Source organism: Enterobacter sp. WPR_3_1, from assembly GCF_003635055.1.
Classification (GTDB): Bacteria; Pseudomonadota; Gammaproteobacteria; order Enterobacterales; family Enterobacteriaceae; genus Enterobacter; species Enterobacter ludwigii.
Genome location: NZ_RBXU01000008.1, coordinates 587,204 through 603,663, shown reverse-complemented (window position 1 = coordinate 603,663; position 16,460 = coordinate 587,204). Strand labels below are relative to the sequence as shown.

Here is a 16,460-nt window from a genome sequence, read left to right as displayed (position 1 = left end):
CACGACACTGCTTATTGCTTTGATTATTCTGCTTTTTCCCATGGTAGCCGGAGTGGGACTTGAACCCACACAGCGCGAACGCCGAGGGATTTTAAATCCCTTGTGTCTACCGATTCCACCATCCGGCCAGGGAAGAAAGTGGAGGCGCGTTCCGGAGTCGAACCGGACTAGACGGATTTGCAATCCGCTACATAACCGCTTTGCTAACGCGCCGTAAAACTTTTTTACGCGACACCCGCTATTGCGCATGTCTTTAATCTGGAGCGGGAAACGAGACTCGAACTCGCGACCCCGACCTTGGCAAGGTCGTGCTCTACCAACTGAGCTATTCCCGCATGCCATCAAGTTAACTTCTAACCACTTGATTTCATTATCGTCCGGCTAGCTGTGCCGCCGTTCGATGCGTTGCATTCTACTGATATGACGGTATGAGTCAACGTTATTTTTTGCATCCCCGGATCGTTTGCTGAAAATTACGTCGAAACGATCACTGATCAAGCAAATCGCCACGGGCAGCGTTTAAATATTGCAGCATAGACCACAGCGTCAGTACCGCAGCAACCCACAGCAGCCCAATCCCAGCCCACTCAACCCAGGCGTTTGGACGCCAGAGCATCCAGACCAGCGAGGCCATCTGCGCGGTGGTTTTCACTTTACCAATCCACGACACCGCGACGCTGCTGCGCTTACCCAGCTCCGCCATCCACTCACGCAGCGCAGAGATGATGATCTCACGGCCAATCATGGTTGCTGCAGGCAGCGTTACCCACCACGTGTGGTAGTGCTCAGCCACCAGCACCATCGCGATAGCGACCATGACCTTATCGGCGACCGGGTCGAGGAAGGCACCGAAGCGGGTGCTTTGGTTCCAGCGGCGTGCCAGATAACCATCAAACCAGTCCGTAACCGCAGCCACCAGGAAAATCAGTGCACAGGCAAAAGGGGCCCAGACGACTGGCAGGTAAAATGCCAGTACAAAGAACGGGATAAGCACAACGCGAAAAAGAGTGAGCAACGTAGGGATATTAAATTGCATAATGACGGTAACTGTTTGTTGTCAGTAAAATTTAGCTCTATGTTGCTACAGAGCCCTCAATGTTTCAACGAGTAGTAGATCTTTTCTGCCAGCGCTTGCGAAATACCCGGCACTTTTGCAATTTCCTCCATGCTGGCATTGAGTAATCCTTGCAATCCGCCCATATATTTAAGCAACATCTGCCTGCGTTTTGGCCCGACGCCTTCGATGGTCTCAAGCGTACTGGTGTTTTTTACCTTCGCCCGTTTTTTCCGGTGCCCGCTGATGGCGTGATCGTGTGACTCATCGCGGATATGCTGGATAACATGCAGTGCCGGAGAATCCGGCGGCAGACTGAAGCCCTCCCCTTCCGGTTCGAAGAAGAGCGTCTCCAGACCGGCTTTACGATCGGCCCCTTTTGCCACACCCAGCAGCAACGGATGGTTTTTATCCCAGCTCACATCAAGTGAGTCAAAGACCGCTTTCGCCTGCCCGAGCTGCCCTTTCCCGCCGTCAATCAGTATCACATCCGGGATTTTGCTCTCTTCGATGGCTTTACCGTAGCGACGGCGCAGCACCTGGTTCATGGCGGCATAGTCATCGCCCGGCGTGATCCCGGTGATGTTATAGCGACGATATTCCGCGCGCAGCGGGCCGTTAGCATCAAACACCACGCAGGAGGCCACGGTCTGCTCGCCCATCGTGTGGCTGATGTCGAAGCACTCCATCCGTTTAACCTCCGGCAGCTTCAGAAGCGTAGCCAGTGCCGTTAAACGCTGGTGGACCGTCGATTGCTGGGACAGTTTTGTAGTAAGCGCCGTCGCCGCATTGGTCCGGGCAAGCTTCAGGTAACGCGCGCGGTCACCGCGCGGTTTGGTCTGCACGTTAACCCGACGACCAGCCAGTTCTGACAGCGAATCCGCCAAAAGCGTTTTATCGTCGAGATTGAAATCAAGCAGGATCTCCGATGGCAGCGTGCGCATCTGACTCCCCTGCAGATAGAACTGGCCGACGAAGGTTTCAACCACCTCACCCAGCTCCGTCCCCCCCGGCACTTTCGGGAAATAGCTGCGGCTCCCGAGCACTTTACCCTGACGAATAAACAGCACATGCACGCAGGCCATGCCGGCGTCAAAGGCAACGCCGATCACGTCGAGATCGTCACCGGTGTTCGAGACAAACTGTTTCTCAGTGACTCTGCGCACCGCCTGGATTTGGTCGCGGATCCGCGCGGCCTCTTCGAACTCCAGCGCTGCACTGGCTTTCTCCATCCGGGCGATCAGCTGCGTTAATACCTGATCGTCTTTCCCGGCTAAAAACAGGCGCACATACTCGACCTGCTGCGCATACTCGTCTTCACTCACCAGCCCGGCAACGCATGGCCCCAGACAGCGGCCAATCTGGTACTGCAGACACGGGCGCGAGCGATTGCGATAGACACTGTTTTCACACTGGCGAACAGGGAAGATTTTTTGCAGCAGCGCCAGCGTCTCACGTACGGCATAGCCGTTGGGAAACGGGCCGAAATATTCACCCTTGGCATGTTTTGCACCGCGGTGCATAGCAAGCCGGGGGTGCGTATCGCCACTCAGGAAGATGAACGGATAGGATTTATCATCGCGTAACAGCACGTTGTAGCGCGGCTGATAGAGCTTAATATAGTTATGCTCAAGCAGCAGCGCCTCCGTCTCGGTATGCGTGACGGTAACATCAATATTCTGTATGAGTGCGACCAGTGCTTCGGTCTTGCGGGAGGCAAGGTTACTGCGAAAATAGCTGGAGAGGCGCTTTTTGAGATCTTTCGCTTTCCCCACGTAGATAACCGTACCGCCAGCGTCATACATACGATAGACGCCAGGCTGGCTGGTTACGGTTTTCAGAAATGCTTTTGAATCGAACACATCACTCACTGACTTAACAACGTCTCCGCATTACATAAACCATGCCGGATGGCCAGATGAGTCAGTTCAACATCACCATGAATGTTCAGTTTGCTGAACATGCGATAACGATAGCTGTTCACCGTTTTCGGGCTAAGATTCAGCTGTTCCGAAATCTCATTTACCTTCTGACCTTTGGTGATCATCAGCATAATCTGTAGTTCACGCTCGGACAAACTGGCAAACGGCGATTCCGTTTTCTCGGGTTCGATCTGACTCAGGGCCATCTGCTGAGCAATGTCGGAAGCAATGTAACGCTGACCGGCAAAAACGGAACGGATAGCATTGACAACTTCCTGCGGCGCGGCACCTTTACTCAGGTAACCGGCAGCGCCCGCCTGCATCACTTTTGCAGGCAGCGGGTTTTCAGTATGCACGGTCAGCATGATGACTTTTGTATCAACAAAGGTACGCGCGATTTTGCGGGTTGCTTCAAGACCACCGATACCGGGCATGTTCATATCCATCAACACCACATCGGCCGAATTAGTGCGGCACCATTTTACGGCATCTTCGCCGCAACAAGCCTCACCAGCAACTTTAATACCTTTTATATCTTCAAGAATGCGTCGTATCCCTGCGCGCACCAGTTCGTGGTCATCAACAAGAAGGACGTTGATCAAAGGAAATGTCTCCAGAATAGGGATAACGCTACTGAGTGATAATTTGGTTTATATTAACGGTTTTCCTCACAAGATTAAAACGTTAAAAAATCGGCTATTCGATTTCGCTCTCGTTTTTGGAAATTAGGCTGTACAGAACGTGGAAAGAGAGCCCGCGCCACCAGGGCTTGTGCAGCTTTTTTTAAGCATCTGTATTCAAAAAGTTACAAAAAACCTGTCACCTGAGTCCGTAAAAAAACAGTTCTTAAATTTTTGTAACAATAATTAACGACAAGCGAACCGGGTATAAACAATTCGTCGCTATTAACGCCGCACAGTTTAGCGGCACGCGTTGTTTACGCAAATAAACATCCAGTGTAAAAGTACGAAAAACAACCGCTGCATTTTTTGCTGCGCCTTGTGGTATACTCCGCCGCCTTGACTTTCATCGTCGCGCACGAGCGCCGTTTTATAATGAGGAAAATAAATGAGCACACCTGAATTTGCCACTGCGGAGAATAACCAGGAACTGGCACAGGAAGTAAACTGCCTGAAATCGCTGCTAACGCTGATGCTACAGGCGATGGGCCAGGCTGACGCCGGTCGTGTGATCATTAAAATGGAAAAACAAATCGCGCAGATGGAAGACCAGGCGGAATCCGCGGTATTTGCCAACACCGTTAAGCAAATTAAACAAGCCTACCGCCAGTAATAAAAAACGGCTGGATGCGGTGCATTCAGCCGTTGCCTCGTCTGACACGCAGAACGTACTCTCTACTCAAATAAGCCCGGTCGCCGCCGCGTAACATGCGATCTGCGTCTTGTTAGGCGCATTGAATTTTTTCTGCATATTCTTCTGATGAAAGTTAACCGTATTCTCTGAGATGGAGAGAATGATCGCAATTTCCGCCGACGTCTTCCCTTCCGCGGTCCATTTAAGAATTTCCCGTTCACGTTTGCTGAATTTCATCTCAGGCGGCATCACCATCTCATCTTCAAATCGAATCAACGATGTTAAGGCCACTTGCACCAGCAGTTGTAACCGCAGCTCTATTTCCTCGTGGTCTAACGGGCTCTCCAGCATGCTAGTACGAGAAACCGACAGAAAACCGAGAGCATGATTCGGCAGCATCAGACACTGCGTTATTCCTGTACGTAAGCCGTGCTCCCGTGCGCTATGCCATAATTCCTCAGCATCCGCGAATAATTCGTCAGTCCAGGGCAAATGCCCCTGGATGAAATTCTCCGGTTTTAACACCGGGTCAATGGCGAAATAATTCTTCGACTGATATTGCGCCTGCCACTGTGGCGGATAAGTGGTATGCACAGAAATCTTAGGCCGCGTAAAAGGCACGGGATGGCGTACGCAGAGTGCGTAATAATCGAATTCTAGCGCCTGAGTTTGTCGCTGAAGTTCCTGATATACCTCGTCGGCACAGGTCAATTTCTGAAACCGGAGGGAGCATTCCCGTCGCCAGGTGAAAAAGTCTGAATCCTTCATACTTACTAAATGAAGCCTCTGAAATGATATTCATTATTATGGTGAATATAACCTAACACATAAAACTTATTTCTAACTACAAAATATCGGCAACAGCACAATTAACTTTACGTTTGATAAGGTTTATTGGGCCTGAGCGGAATAAAAAAACACGGTGTCGTGCGCAGGGGGAGAATAATTTGCCCCAGATGAATTTTCTGGAGCAAATTAGTGCAAAAATTCTACTGCATAAGGAATTTTTCAAGGAACTGACGGGTTCGCGGCTGCTGTGGGTTGGCAAATAAGTGTTTTGCCGGCCCCTGCTCCACGATCCTTCCCTGATCCATGAAAATGGCGCGGTCCGCCACGTCACGAGCGAAGCTCATCTCGTGGGTAACGATAACCATTGTGCGTTTCTCCTGTGCCAGCTGGCGTATGGTGTTCAGCACCTCGCCCACCAGCTCAGGGTCGAGCGCAGAGGTCGGTTCATCAAAGAGGATCACATCCGGGCGCATCGCCAGCGCGCGGGCAATCGCCACACGCTGCTGCTGACCACCTGACAGGCGGCGCGGGTAGCTGGTTTCTTTACCGGCCAGCCCGACTTTTGCGAGCAACTCGCGCGCGCGAACCGTCGCGTCCTCTTTGGCTTCCCCTTTTACAATGACCGGGCCTTCAATGATGTTCTCCAGCACCGTCCGGTGTGGGAAGAGATTGAAGTTCTGGAAAACAAAGCCCACATGCTGGCGCAACTGGCGAATCAGACCTTTTTGCTGGCTGATGGATTTGCCGGTATCAATCGTAATATTCCCCACCCGAATCGTGCCGTCTTCAGGCTGTTCAAGCAGGTTGATGCTGCGCAGCAGCGTTGTTTTCCCGGAACCACTCGGGCCGATAATGGCGACCACTTCGCCCTGCTCAACCTCCAGATCAATCCCGTGGAGCACCGTTTGACCGTGGAATTTTTTCACCAGGTTTTTAACGTCGATAGCACTCATTTTGGATCACGCTCCTGGCGGTTAAGCTGGTTTTCGAAATAGTTTTGCAAGGCGGATAACACCGTCGCCATTACCCAGTAAATCAGCGAGGCCGCCAGATACATGGTGAACACTTCCAGGGTGCGCGAGGTAATAAGCTGCGCCTGACGGAACAGTTCCGGTACCTGAATGGTGGCCGCCAGCGACGTGTCTTTCACCAGGCTGATAAAGCTGTTGCTGAGTGGCGGAAGCGCCACACGCGCCGCCTGAGGCAGAATGGCTCTGCGCAGCGTTTGCCAGGGCGTCATACCGATACTGGCCGCCGCTTCCCACTGCCCTTTATCAATGGACGAGATTGCCGCACGCAGCGTTTCAGAGGTGTATGCCGCCGTATTGAGCGACAAACCAATCATCGCCGCCGGGATCGGATCCAGCTCAATACCAAACTGCGGTAAACCGTAGTAGATCATAAAGAGCTGCGCGATAAGCGGCGTGCCGCGAAACACAGAGATATAAAAACGCGCCACCCAGCGTACTGGTAAGACGGGTGACATACGCATTAAGGCCAGCACAAACCCGAGTACCAGACCGAAGAACATCCCGCCAATACTGAGCTGTAACGTAAATACCGCACCTTTAAGCAGGTACGGCAGGGAATCAATAACCAGTTGAATACTTTCTTGCATTATTATTTTTCGACCTGATTTTAGACATGAGGATGGTAGGCAAACAGCGCAGGTGCCCCGCCGGTGTGAACAAACAAAATCGGCCCTTCATCCTTAAAGCGCTTCTGTTCAATGCCATCGATAAGACCGGCCATCGCTTTGCCCGTATACACGGGATCAAGCAGTATACCCTCGAGGCGCGCCAGCAATTTCACCGCGTCCATCCCCTCTTCATTAGGCGTGCCGTAGCCTGGTGCAAAATAGTCGTCCCAGAGCTGGATATCAGCCGTTGCCTTCAACGCCAGTTGCTCTGCCACCGCCTGCTGTAAGGTGACCACTTTCGGCTTCTGGTCCGCGACGCTACGCGATACCGTCACGCCAATAAGCTCGACATCGGGTAATAATTGCTCCAGACCTACCGCCAGCCCTGCGTGGGTACCTGCACTGCCGGAAGCAACAACGACAGAAGAGAGGCTGACCGCTCCCTCGCATTGCTGGGCAATCTCCAGCGCACTTTCCACATACCCCAGCGCGCCCAGCGCATTCGAGCCGCCGACAGGAATAACGTAGGGACGAAAACCCTGCGCTTCCAGACGCGTCGCCAGTTCATCAAGTTGTGCGGTCGGGTCGGTTAATGCCTCGACCATTTCGACTTGTACGTTAAACAGATCCAGCAGCAGACGGTTGCCGTTAGTCAGATAGTTTTCTGCGTGCGTTCCAATTGGGTTTTCCAGCAATGCCACACAGTGGAGACCCAGCTTTGCGGCCACCGCGGCGGTCTGGCGGACATGGTTAGACTGAATGGCACCTGCGGTAATGAGCGTATCCGCGCCTTCACGCAGGGCGTCAGCGGCCAGAAACTCCAGCTTACGCAGCTTATTGCCCCCCATCGCCATCGGCGTAACGTCATCGCGCTTAATAAAAATATCGCGTCCTAAATAGTCAGAAAATCGCGGCAGATACTCCAGCGGAGTCGGCGCGCCGATAAACTCCAGGCGGGGAAAGCGCGTTAAATTCTGTAGTGACATGGGTTCTCCGGTAACACTGACTCAATGTGATATTTTTCATTATGCACGCAGACGCGTAAGAAATAAAAAAGGCGCTTTTAAAAGCGCCTTTTTTTAACGTCAAAGACTTATTTCGTGACGTCTGCCCCGAACCACTTCTCTGAAAGGGCTTTCAGGCTGCCGTCTTTTTGCATGTCAGCAATCGCGGAGTCAATCGCTTTAACCAGGTCGTCGTTGCCTTTACGAACGGCTACACCGGATTCCTGACGAGAGAACGCATCACCGGCTACCGCCAGGGTATTGTTGGTTTTCTTCACCAGATCCAGCGCGGCCAGACGGTCAACCAGAATCGCATCAATACGACCTACGCGGAGATCCTGGTATTTTGTCGGGTCATCATCGTAAGTGCGGATATCCACACCCTGAACGTTCTGGCGCAGCCACTCTTCATAGTTGGTCCCCAGACCGACACCGACTTTTTTGCCTTTCAGGTCAGCGGCCGTTTTGATGGTGCCTTCGTTACCTTTCTTCACCAGCGCCTGGATACCGGACACGGTGTACGGCGTGGAGAAGTCATACTTCTTCTTACGCTCGTCAGAAATGGTCACCTGGTTAATCACCACATCAATACGTTTGGAATCCAGCGATGCCAGCATACCGTCCCATTTGGTCGGTTTGATGGAGGCTTTCACGCCAAGGTGTTTCGCCAGTTCCTGTGCAAATTCCACTTCAAAACCGGTGAGTTTACCGTCATCGCCCTGGAAGCTGAACGGAGGATAGGTTCCTTCCAGCCCGACCAGCAGCGTACCGCGCTCTTTCACTTTATTCAGCAGATTTTCTGCGGCGAACGTTTTCACGCTCATACCCGCGACCAGCGCGACTGCCATTACACCCATCAGCGCCTGACGACCCAGAAGTGCTAATTTCATAAATACCCCGATATAGTGGAATTTTTGAGTAGTGTAGAGAAATCACCTGCAAGGTCAAAGGCGACTGCGCTACATCTTATTCTTTTTTAATATATATCAGAAGTTGTTCCAGCGTGGGCTTTCTGCTTTATGACACCCGGCATTTGTACCTTATATTGTGCATACTTGCGCAGCGCAATGCGGTAGTTGTTGGTGCTGGTCGCAGGCAGCCACGGCTCAAGATTCTCATCCAGATAGCCGGTCTTCAGCAGATCGCGGGAGATGTTGTTCACGGTGAGATGTTGTCCGAGACGGCGCAGGCGGACGACATATTCGCGTACGGTTCCGTGGCTCATCTCCGTTTGTTCAAACAGGAATTGTTTGAAGCCGATAATGTCGAAGAAGTCGCTTTGCTCTTTGCAGTGGAGATCACCGCAGAAACGGCAAAGCGCCACCCACTCTTTTTGTTCTTCGAGCCATGCTGCTTCATCCATCAACGTGTCGAGGCGTGAAATCGCGATCTTATTAACGATTTCGCCTCGACGAACCAGCGTGATACGATCGAGTAACTTGTTACAGTGGGCGCAATGCGTCTGGCTGTGTTTAAAGTCTTTCAGGTAGCGGCTTAAAGGCCGTCTTTTAGATTGCTGCACCGTCATGATAACTCCTGGTTGTCAATACGTTGTGCGGCATTTTTCAGGTGAATCAATCACCTATAACTTACCCAGCTTTGTGCGTAAACGTTTAATGGCCTGGCTGTGCAACTGGCTCACCCGAGACTCCCCCACTTCCAGAACAGCGCCAATCTCTTTGAGATTAAGCTCTTCCTGATAATAGAGGGTCAACACCAGCTGTTCGCGCTCAGGTAAAGCCTCAATCGCTTCCATTACGCGCTGGCGTAAATTACCTTCCATTAAATGGTGTAACGGGTTTTCTTGCTGATGCTCATCCGTCACCAGCTCGATGCTATCGCCATGCTCTTCTCGCCACTCGTCATAAGAGAAGAGTTGGCTATTATTGGTATCGAGCAACATCTGACGATACTCTTCAACAGCAATGCCAAGACGTTCCGCCACTTCTGTTTCCGTTGCGTTACGTCCCAGTTCCTGTTCCAGCTGCCCCATCGCATGCGCCACTTCGCGCGCGTTGCGGCGAACACTGCGCGGCACCCAGTCGCGGCTGCGCAGCTCATCCAGCATCGCACCACGAATACGCTGAACTGCGTAAGTCGTAAATGCCGTTCCTTGCAGAGCGTCGTATCGGTCAACTGCATTCAATAACCCGATACCGCCCGCCTGTAGCAGATCGTCAAGTTCCACGCTCGCCGGCAAACGCACCTGGAGGCGCAATGCTTCGTGACGCACCAGTGGGACATAACGCTGCCACAGCGAGTGTTTATCCATTACACCTTCAGCGGTATAGAGTGAATTCACGATAAACAGCCCTGCGTTAGTTGAGTTATCGGCATGATTATCCGATTCTGCAGGGCGTTCAATTGGATGAAAAAGGGGGATAAAGTGAGGTTATTCTGAGGTTGCCCACAACCGGGTCAACTTTTCTGGCTAAATGAGCAGTTGTAGCAATGAAAGATCGTCGCCCAGTTTGACGCTATCTATATGTTGATGAAAGAGCTTTCCCGCTTCCTGATTATGCTGGCTAAGGGAGTGGAAGCTGTAAATAACATCAACGATATTATCTTGTTCAATTTTTCCCGCCACGAGAGCCTGACCGGCAAGTAATGTTTTAAGGAAATAGAACTCCGCAACGATTAAATAAAGGTTATTCAACATGCTGCGGCCATTGTTCTGTGGGAAGCCCTGCTCCCATAGTTTGTATTTAAAAAAATTCTTAAATAAATGGTCATTGGTCGCCAGGTAACTGCCCGCCACATCGCGCCAGACGGACTCGATGTTCTCCATGACCTTCTCTGCCGGAACGGTGTCACCCGCAGGCTCAAATTGTTGGTATAGCTGGGTAAAATAACGATTTAATACTGCACCGCCGCGGGCTGTCGCTTTCTTGGTAAAGTAGCTCTGGATGAGCGAAATTAACGCGAATTTCAGGCTGTAGTTCTGATTAAATCCGCCTAACTCCGTTTTTATTTTACCGCTCACCAGTTCGTTAACCAGCGAGAAATAGACCGTTTCGAGCATGCCGATATTCTCCTCGAGATTATCGAGCTTTTCAACCACCATGAGGAACTTCACCACGGCGTAAACCTGTTCTTCAACGCTGGCACCTTCAACGCTGAATATATTCTGGCAGAAGAGATTGATGACCTTGGCCTTCAAATCGATCATCGGCGCAATATTGACGTCCTGCTGAACAATGACAGATTCCATCATCGACATAGACTCCCGATCGTTTAACAGAAGTCGGGTAACTTCCGGACACGAGAGATTCAGCGATTTTTCGATTTCATTTTTATAGACCCGATTTGTCCGCGGGAACGACGAACAGGTTGGGCTTAAGGCCTGGGCGCCCATGGCGCTATGAATTGAACAGAGTTTTTCCGTATCCATAAACGGGCAGTTTTTACTTTCCGTATGGAAAATCACTTCGCCCCAGTTGCCATACTGCTTTTTGGTGACTTTTATCGCCGTTCTCGCCGTCTGACGAATGGCGGCATTTTTACTGTTCAGGTAGCGATTAACTGAGGATTTATCAAACGCGATGGTCCAGCCCTGACAACAATGTTCACGGCATTCCCCACCGACACATGAAAAATCTGCGACCAGCTTTGGTTGAGTGACACTGATTTGTTTCACAGGCGGATTCTCAAATAGCAGAGATAAAAAAACCCCGCCGAAGCGGGGTTTCGTGCGTAAAATTAACGCAGCAGAGACAGAACAGTCTGTGGAACCTGGTTTGCCTGAGACAGAACAGAAGTACCAGCCTGCTGCAGGATCTGCGCGCGGGACATGTTGGAAACTTCAGTTGCGTAGTCAGCGTCCTGGATACGGGACTGAGCAGCAGACAGGTTGTTAGAGGTGTTGTTCAGGTTGTTGATTGCAGAAGTGAAGCGGTTCTGCACAGCACCCAGGCCTGAACGTGCTTTATCAACTTTAGCGATAGCTGCGTCGATAGTTGCCAGGTCGGTAGGTTGTACGCTTTTCAGGTCGATAGCGTTCACGCCCAGGGTGGTGGTGTCAGCTTTAGCACCGCTCAGGTCCAGATCGATGGTGTCGCCGTCGTTAACGCCAACCTGAATTTTAACCACACCAGCTGTACCCGCAGAACCGTCCAGCAGTTTGATGCCGTTGAAGTCAGTCTTGCCCGCAACGCGGTTGATTTCAGCCAGACGAGCGGTAACTTCATCCTGCAGAGAAGCCAGGTCAGAGGTGCTGTTGGTGCCGTTGCTTGCCTGAACAGCCAGTTCACGAACGCGCTGCAGGTTGTTGTTGATTTCGTTCAGAGAACCTTCAGCAGTCTGCGCCATGGAGATACCGTCGTTGGCGTTACGTGCTGCCTGGTTCATACCTTTGATCTGAGAAGTCATGCGGTTTGCAATCGCCTGGCCAGCAGCATCGTCTTTGGCGCTGTTGATACGCAGACCTGAAGACAGACGCTCAATAGCAGTGCCCAGAGAAGACTGAGATTTGTTCAGGTTGTTCTGAGTAGTCAGGGACAACAGGTTAGTATTGATAACTGCCATAATTTTCTTTCCTTCAAAAATTGGGTTTTAGGTCCGGTGCCTAACACTCACAGCGTCTCTCACCGTCAACAAGGTTATCGACGGGTCCCGAAAAGACTTTAGAATCAATTTTGAAAAAAATATAACTAATTGATTGTAAATAATTTTATTTTTAAAAAATCAATTAAAGTTCCTCATAAGGTTATTTTTAACGGGTATTTAGTCCGCTCGATGATGGCAAAAAAGGCACACTCTTATCTGTGTTATTGGCGCACTGATAATTATCCCAAAGTGCAATCGTTTCATTTACCGCGCCTGGACATTTCTATTCTTTGGATTATTTTTTTCTCACCATCGTAAACTTTTACGTTAAGAGGCCGATAAGAGTCCTGAACTACTTTCGTATTTTAAGGAAAATATGCATGGCTACTATCAGTAACCTCGGGATAGGTTCTGCAGGACTCGGGGATTTATATAATCAGTTGGACGCAGCAGAAAGAACCAAGCTGACAACGATTACGACCCAGCAATCAACGTATAACGCACAGTTAAGCGCGTACGGCAAGCTGCAGAGTGCCATGACCTCGCTGCAGACTGCGACCGCTGCGCTGGGTAAAGCGACGACATGGAACTCAACCTCCGTGAGCAGCACCAACACGGCGTTCACGGCAACCACTTCAGCGGATGCTTCTGTCGGCTCTTATGTGGTAAACGTCAACCAGGTTGCAAAAGCACAGGCGCTCACAACGGGCTCCTATACCACTAACACGGAGTTGCTCGGCGATACGACCGGCACGACGCGTAAAATTACGATTACCCAGCCGGGTACCAAAACACCTTTAGAGGTAAACCTGGCCGATGGTGATACGTCGCTGGCCGGGATCGCAAGCGCGATCAATAAAGCGAACGGCAACGTCACCGCCAGTGTTATCAAGGCTAAAGAAGGCGATTACCGCCTAATGCTGTCATCGAAAACCACCGGTATGGATGGCGAGATGACCATTAGCGTCACTGGTGATGACAAACTGCAAAACGCCATCGGCTACGACTCAACCACCAAAACCGGCGCGCTGGCGGTGAACACCGCAGCGCAGAACGCCATTGTGGTGGTGAACGACATCAAGATTGAGCGTCAATCGAATACCATCTCCGATGCCCTGCCGGGAATGACCTTCACCCTCAAGGCAGAAAGCAAAGCAGATGAAATGCTGGAAGTGACGCGCGCAACGGATTCGAACCAGAAAGCCGTGACGGACTGGGTCACCGCATACAACTCGCTGCAGTCCACCATTAACAGCCTGACCAAATATGTTCCGGTCGATGCAGGTGCAGGCGGCCAGTCAACCAGCAACGGTGCACTGGTCGGGGATGCGAACGTGCGCGGGATTCAGTCTCAGCTGCGCGGTCTGCTGACCGAAGTCCAGGCCGGTTCGGTTCAGATCATGGCTCAGTTGGGGATTACCCAGGATCCGGTGAAAGGCTCTGACGGTACTATCGGTAACCTGAAGGTGGATACCGATAAACTGAAAAAAGCACTGACCGACAACCCTACAGCCGTACAGCAGTACTTTATCGGTGACGGGAAAACTACCGGCATGGCGACTCAGATGAGTAAAACGCTGGATACCATGCTCAGCACCAGCACCGGCAGCGCAGGTGTGATCCAGAACGCGAAAGACGGTATTAACAAAACGCTGAAAACCCTGGGTGAACGTTACGATGCGATGGAAGCCTCTATTGATGCAACTATGGCACGTTACAAAACGCAATTCACCAGTCTGGACGTATTAGTCACTAAAATGACCAATACAGCCAACTACCTGACCCAACAGTTCTCACAGAAATAGACGTCGTATTGAGGAGTGGATATGTATAACACCTCTGGTGTTCAGTCCTATCAGCAGATAGGGGTAGAAAGCGCAGTAATGAATGCCAGTCCACACCAGCTGATTGTCATGTTGTTTGACGGGGCGCATAGCGCCCTTGTCCGCGCACGCCTGTTCCTGGAAGCCGGACAAATTCGTGAAAAAGGTGAAGCCTTGTCCAAAGCCATCAACATTATCGACAACGGCTTAAAAGCAGGACTGAACATGGAGGTTGAGAGTGAGTTGTCCGGTAATCTTGCCTCCTTGTACGAATATATGGTTCGACGTTTATTGCTGGCGAATGTCAGTAACGACGTAGACGCAATTGTTGAAGTCGAGGGTTTATTAAACAACATTGCGGATGCGTGGAAGCAAATTGGCCCCAATGCGTCCTCTATTTCAGGATAAATTTGATGAATAATCCCAGCGCAGCGCTTAGTCACTGGCAGGCTTTACATGCTCAAAGCCTTGCTATGCTCAATCTCGCACACTCAGGTCAATGGGATGCGCTTATCGAGCAGGAAATGCATTACATACAACTGGTGGAAAGTATCTCGCGAACTCCCATTATGTCATGCCCCCCAGTTCAGGTTGAGCATGCGCGTGCGCTTTTGGAAATGATCCTTGCGAATGAGAATGAACTAAAAACCCTGCTCGCAGCTCGCATGGAAGAGTTGCGCAACCTCATTGGTCAAACTGGTAAACAGCAATCCATTACCTCTACCTATGGAAAGCTGTCAGGAAATATTCTTTACCCAGAAAATTTAACCCGCGACTCACAATTATGATTTCTTCATCCATACTCCAGAAGTCTGCCAAACGGCTTCTGGAGCACGGACGATGAAAAACCCCACCCTGTTACAATGTTTTCACTGGTATTACCCTGCGGGCGGTGAATTGTGGCGAGAGGTCACGGCGTTAGCCCCCAATCTTAACGAAATCGGCATCAATATGATCTGGTTGCCGCCAGCCTGTAAAGGCGCATCCGGCGGGTACTCGGTCGGATACGACACTTACGATCTCTTCGACCTCGGTGAGTTTGACCAGAAAGGCAGCGTCGCCACCAAGTACGGTGACAAAGCTCAGCTGCTGGAGGCCATCGACGCACTCAAAAGTAATGAGATCGCCGTCCTCCTTGACGTGGTGGTTAACCACAAAATGGGCGCAGACGAGAAAGAACCCGTCCGCGTTCAGCGCGTCAACGAACAGGATCGCACGCAGATCGACGATGAGATCATTGAGTGTGAAGCCTGGACACGCTACACCTTCCCTGCCCGTGCCGGGCAATATTCGCAGTTTATCTGGGATTACAAATGCTTCAGCGGCGTCGACCATATTGAAAACCCCGATGAAGACGGCATTTTTAAAATCGTCAACGACTACACCGGTGAAGGCTGGAACGACCAGGTTGATGATGAGATGGGTAATTTTGATTACCTGATGGGCGAAAACATTGATTTTCGCAACCATGCCGTCACCGAGGAGATCAAATACTGGGCCCGCTGGGTCATGGAACAAACTGGCTGTGACGGTTTTCGTCTGGACGCCGTCAAACACATTCCCGCCTGGTTTTATAAGGAGTGGATTGAACACGTTCAGGAAGTTGCAACGCAACCGTTGTTTATCGTGGCGGAATACTGGTCCCACGAAGTGGATAAACTGCAGGCCTATATTGACCAGGTCGATGGCAAGACGATGCTGTTCGATGCCCCCCTGCAGATGAAATTCCACGAAGCATCGCGCCAGGGTCGGGAATACGACATGAGCCAAATCTTTACCGGCACCCTGGTCGAAGCCGATCCGTTCCATGCGGTAACTCTGGTTGCCAACCATGACACTCAGCCTTTACAGGCGCTGGAAGCGCCGGTCGAAGCGTGGTTTAAACCGCTGGCCTATGCCCTGATCCTGCTGCGTGAAAACGGAGTGCCCAGCGTCTTTTATCCGGATTTATTCGGTGCCAGCTATGACGATACGGGCGGTGACGGCGAAACCTACCATATTGATATGCCGGTCATCGAGCAGCTTCACGAGCTGATCCTCGCCCGCCAGCGTTTTGCCCACGGCGTGCAGACGCTGTTCTTCGATCACCCAAACTGTATCGCCTTCAGCCGCAGCGGCACCGAAGACGATCCTGGCTGTGTGGTGGTGATGTCGAATGGCGATGACGGCGAGAAAGTGATTTGTCTGGGTGAAAACTACGGCAACAAAACGTGGCGTGATTTTCTCGGCAATCGCGAAGAAACGGTCACTACCGCAGCGGATGGCGAAGGCACCTTTACCTGCAAAGGTGGAAGCGTCAGCGTGTGGGTGATTGAGGATGCGTTGTAGTTGTAAAAGCATCTGACGTGAATTGAATGCCGGGTCAGGCGA

17 protein-coding genes and 3 tRNA genes are annotated in these 16,460 nt (G+C 51.2%); 5 read left to right on the top strand and 15 right to left on the bottom strand.

Annotated elements, in window-relative coordinates; genetic code table 11:
- Positions 1–41: 41 nt before the first annotated feature.
- From BJ887_RS04610 to uvrY, 6 genes are all read right to left on the bottom strand, one after another.
- Positions 42–128: transfer RNA gene (locus tag BJ887_RS04610), tRNA-Leu, on the bottom strand.
- A gap of 11 nt (positions 129–139) precedes the next feature.
- Positions 140–213 (bottom strand) — tRNA-Cys (locus tag BJ887_RS04605).
- Positions 214–259: 46 nt separating this feature from the next.
- A tRNA-Gly gene (locus BJ887_RS04600) sits at positions 260–335 on the bottom strand.
- 152 nt (positions 336–487) lie between these two features.
- Complete coding sequence (pgsA, locus tag BJ887_RS04595; protein ID WP_014170706.1) at positions 488–1,036, bottom strand: CDP-diacylglycerol--glycerol-3-phosphate 3-phosphatidyltransferase; 549 nt, start codon at positions 1,034–1,036, stop codon at positions 488–490.
- A 56-nt stretch (positions 1,037–1,092) separates the two neighbouring features.
- A complete protein-coding gene (uvrC, locus tag BJ887_RS04590; protein ID WP_014170707.1) occupies positions 1,093–2,925 on the bottom strand; it encodes an excinuclease ABC subunit UvrC in 1,833 nt (610 codons plus the stop codon).
- Complete coding sequence (uvrY, locus tag BJ887_RS04585) at positions 2,922–3,578, bottom strand: UvrY/SirA/GacA family response regulator transcription factor (protein ID WP_013096026.1); 657 nt, start codon at positions 3,576–3,578, stop codon at positions 2,922–2,924. Before uvrY ends, uvrC begins: the two co-directional genes overlap by 4 nt.
- Before the next feature lie 466 nt (positions 3,579–4,044).
- Here uvrY and BJ887_RS04580 point away from each other — a divergent pair, with 466 nt between their 5' ends.
- Positions 4,045–4,269 carry a DUF2594 family protein gene (locus BJ887_RS04580; RefSeq protein ID WP_003859644.1) on the top strand — a complete coding sequence of 75 codons (225 nt, stop codon included), beginning with the start codon at positions 4,045–4,047 and terminating at the stop codon, positions 4,267–4,269.
- Positions 4,270–4,335: 66 nt separating this feature from the next.
- On the opposite strand, the gene sdiA is transcribed toward BJ887_RS04580, so the two are convergent.
- The 9 genes from sdiA to BJ887_RS04535 all read right to left on the bottom strand — a co-directional run bounded on the left by sdiA (position 4,336) and on the right by BJ887_RS04535 (position 12,246).
- Positions 4,336–5,058, bottom strand: a complete 723-nt coding sequence (gene sdiA, locus BJ887_RS04575) for a transcriptional regulator SdiA (protein ID WP_014170708.1) — start codon at positions 5,056–5,058, stop codon at positions 4,336–4,338.
- A 221-nt stretch (positions 5,059–5,279) separates the two neighbouring features.
- Complete coding sequence (gene tcyN / locus BJ887_RS04570) at positions 5,280–6,032, bottom strand: L-cystine ABC transporter ATP-binding protein TcyN (protein WP_121339396.1); 753 nt, start codon at positions 6,030–6,032, stop codon at positions 5,280–5,282.
- Positions 6,029–6,697, bottom strand: coding sequence for a cystine ABC transporter permease (gene tcyL / locus BJ887_RS04565; protein ID WP_014170710.1), 669 nt, complete (start codon positions 6,695–6,697; stop codon positions 6,029–6,031). The genes tcyN and tcyL overlap by 4 nt, the downstream gene beginning before the upstream one ends.
- 20 nt (positions 6,698–6,717) lie before the next feature.
- Positions 6,718–7,704, bottom strand: a complete 987-nt coding sequence (gene dcyD / locus BJ887_RS04560) for a D-cysteine desulfhydrase (RefSeq protein ID WP_020883351.1) — start codon at positions 7,702–7,704, stop codon at positions 6,718–6,720.
- Positions 7,705–7,811: 107 nt separating this feature from the next.
- Positions 7,812–8,612, bottom strand: a complete 801-nt coding sequence (tcyJ, locus tag BJ887_RS04555) for a cystine ABC transporter substrate-binding protein (protein WP_020883350.1) — start codon at positions 8,610–8,612, stop codon at positions 7,812–7,814.
- An 86-nt stretch (positions 8,613–8,698) separates the two neighbouring features.
- Positions 8,699–9,250, bottom strand: a complete 552-nt coding sequence (gene fliZ, locus BJ887_RS04550) for a flagella biosynthesis regulatory protein FliZ (RefSeq protein ID WP_014170713.1) — start codon at positions 9,248–9,250, stop codon at positions 8,699–8,701.
- Between the two features lie 54 nt (positions 9,251–9,304).
- Positions 9,305–10,024 (bottom strand): RNA polymerase sigma factor FliA, encoded by a 720-nt coding sequence (locus BJ887_RS04545; protein ID WP_014170714.1) that lies wholly within the window; start codon positions 10,022–10,024, stop codon positions 9,305–9,307.
- A gap of 129 nt (positions 10,025–10,153) precedes the next feature.
- On the bottom strand, positions 10,154–11,359 hold the full coding sequence (gene fliB, locus BJ887_RS04540; protein ID WP_121339394.1) for a flagellin lysine-N-methylase: 1,206 nt from the start codon (positions 11,357–11,359) through the stop codon (positions 10,154–10,156).
- A 62-nt stretch (positions 11,360–11,421) separates the two neighbouring features.
- Positions 11,422–12,246, bottom strand: coding sequence for a flagellin (locus BJ887_RS04535; RefSeq protein ID WP_121339392.1), 825 nt, complete (start codon positions 12,244–12,246; stop codon positions 11,422–11,424).
- 401 nt (positions 12,247–12,647) lie between these two features.
- On the opposite strand from BJ887_RS04535, the gene fliD reads away from it, so the two are divergent.
- Genes fliD through amyA form a run of 4 tightly spaced genes read left to right on the top strand, consistent with a single transcriptional unit; the run spans position 12,648 to position 16,418 of the window.
- Entirely contained in the window at positions 12,648–14,072 is a 1,425-nt protein-coding gene (fliD, locus tag BJ887_RS04530) for a flagellar filament capping protein FliD (RefSeq protein ID WP_121339390.1), read from the top strand.
- Positions 14,073–14,093: 21 nt separating this feature from the next.
- Positions 14,094–14,498: a flagellar export chaperone FliS gene (gene fliS / locus BJ887_RS04525; RefSeq protein WP_025912252.1), complete on the top strand. Its 405-nt coding sequence runs from the start codon at positions 14,094–14,096 to the stop codon at positions 14,496–14,498.
- Positions 14,499–14,503: 5 nt separating this feature from the next.
- A complete protein-coding gene (fliT, locus tag BJ887_RS04520; RefSeq protein ID WP_121339388.1) occupies positions 14,504–14,878 on the top strand; it encodes a flagella biosynthesis regulatory protein FliT in 375 nt (124 codons plus the stop codon).
- Positions 14,879–14,930: 52 nt separating this feature from the next.
- Positions 14,931–16,418 carry an alpha-amylase gene (gene amyA / locus BJ887_RS04515; RefSeq protein WP_020883341.1) on the top strand — a complete coding sequence of 496 codons (1,488 nt, stop codon included), beginning with the start codon at positions 14,931–14,933 and terminating at the stop codon, positions 16,416–16,418.
- The last annotated feature ends 42 nt before the right edge of the window (positions 16,419–16,460 follow it).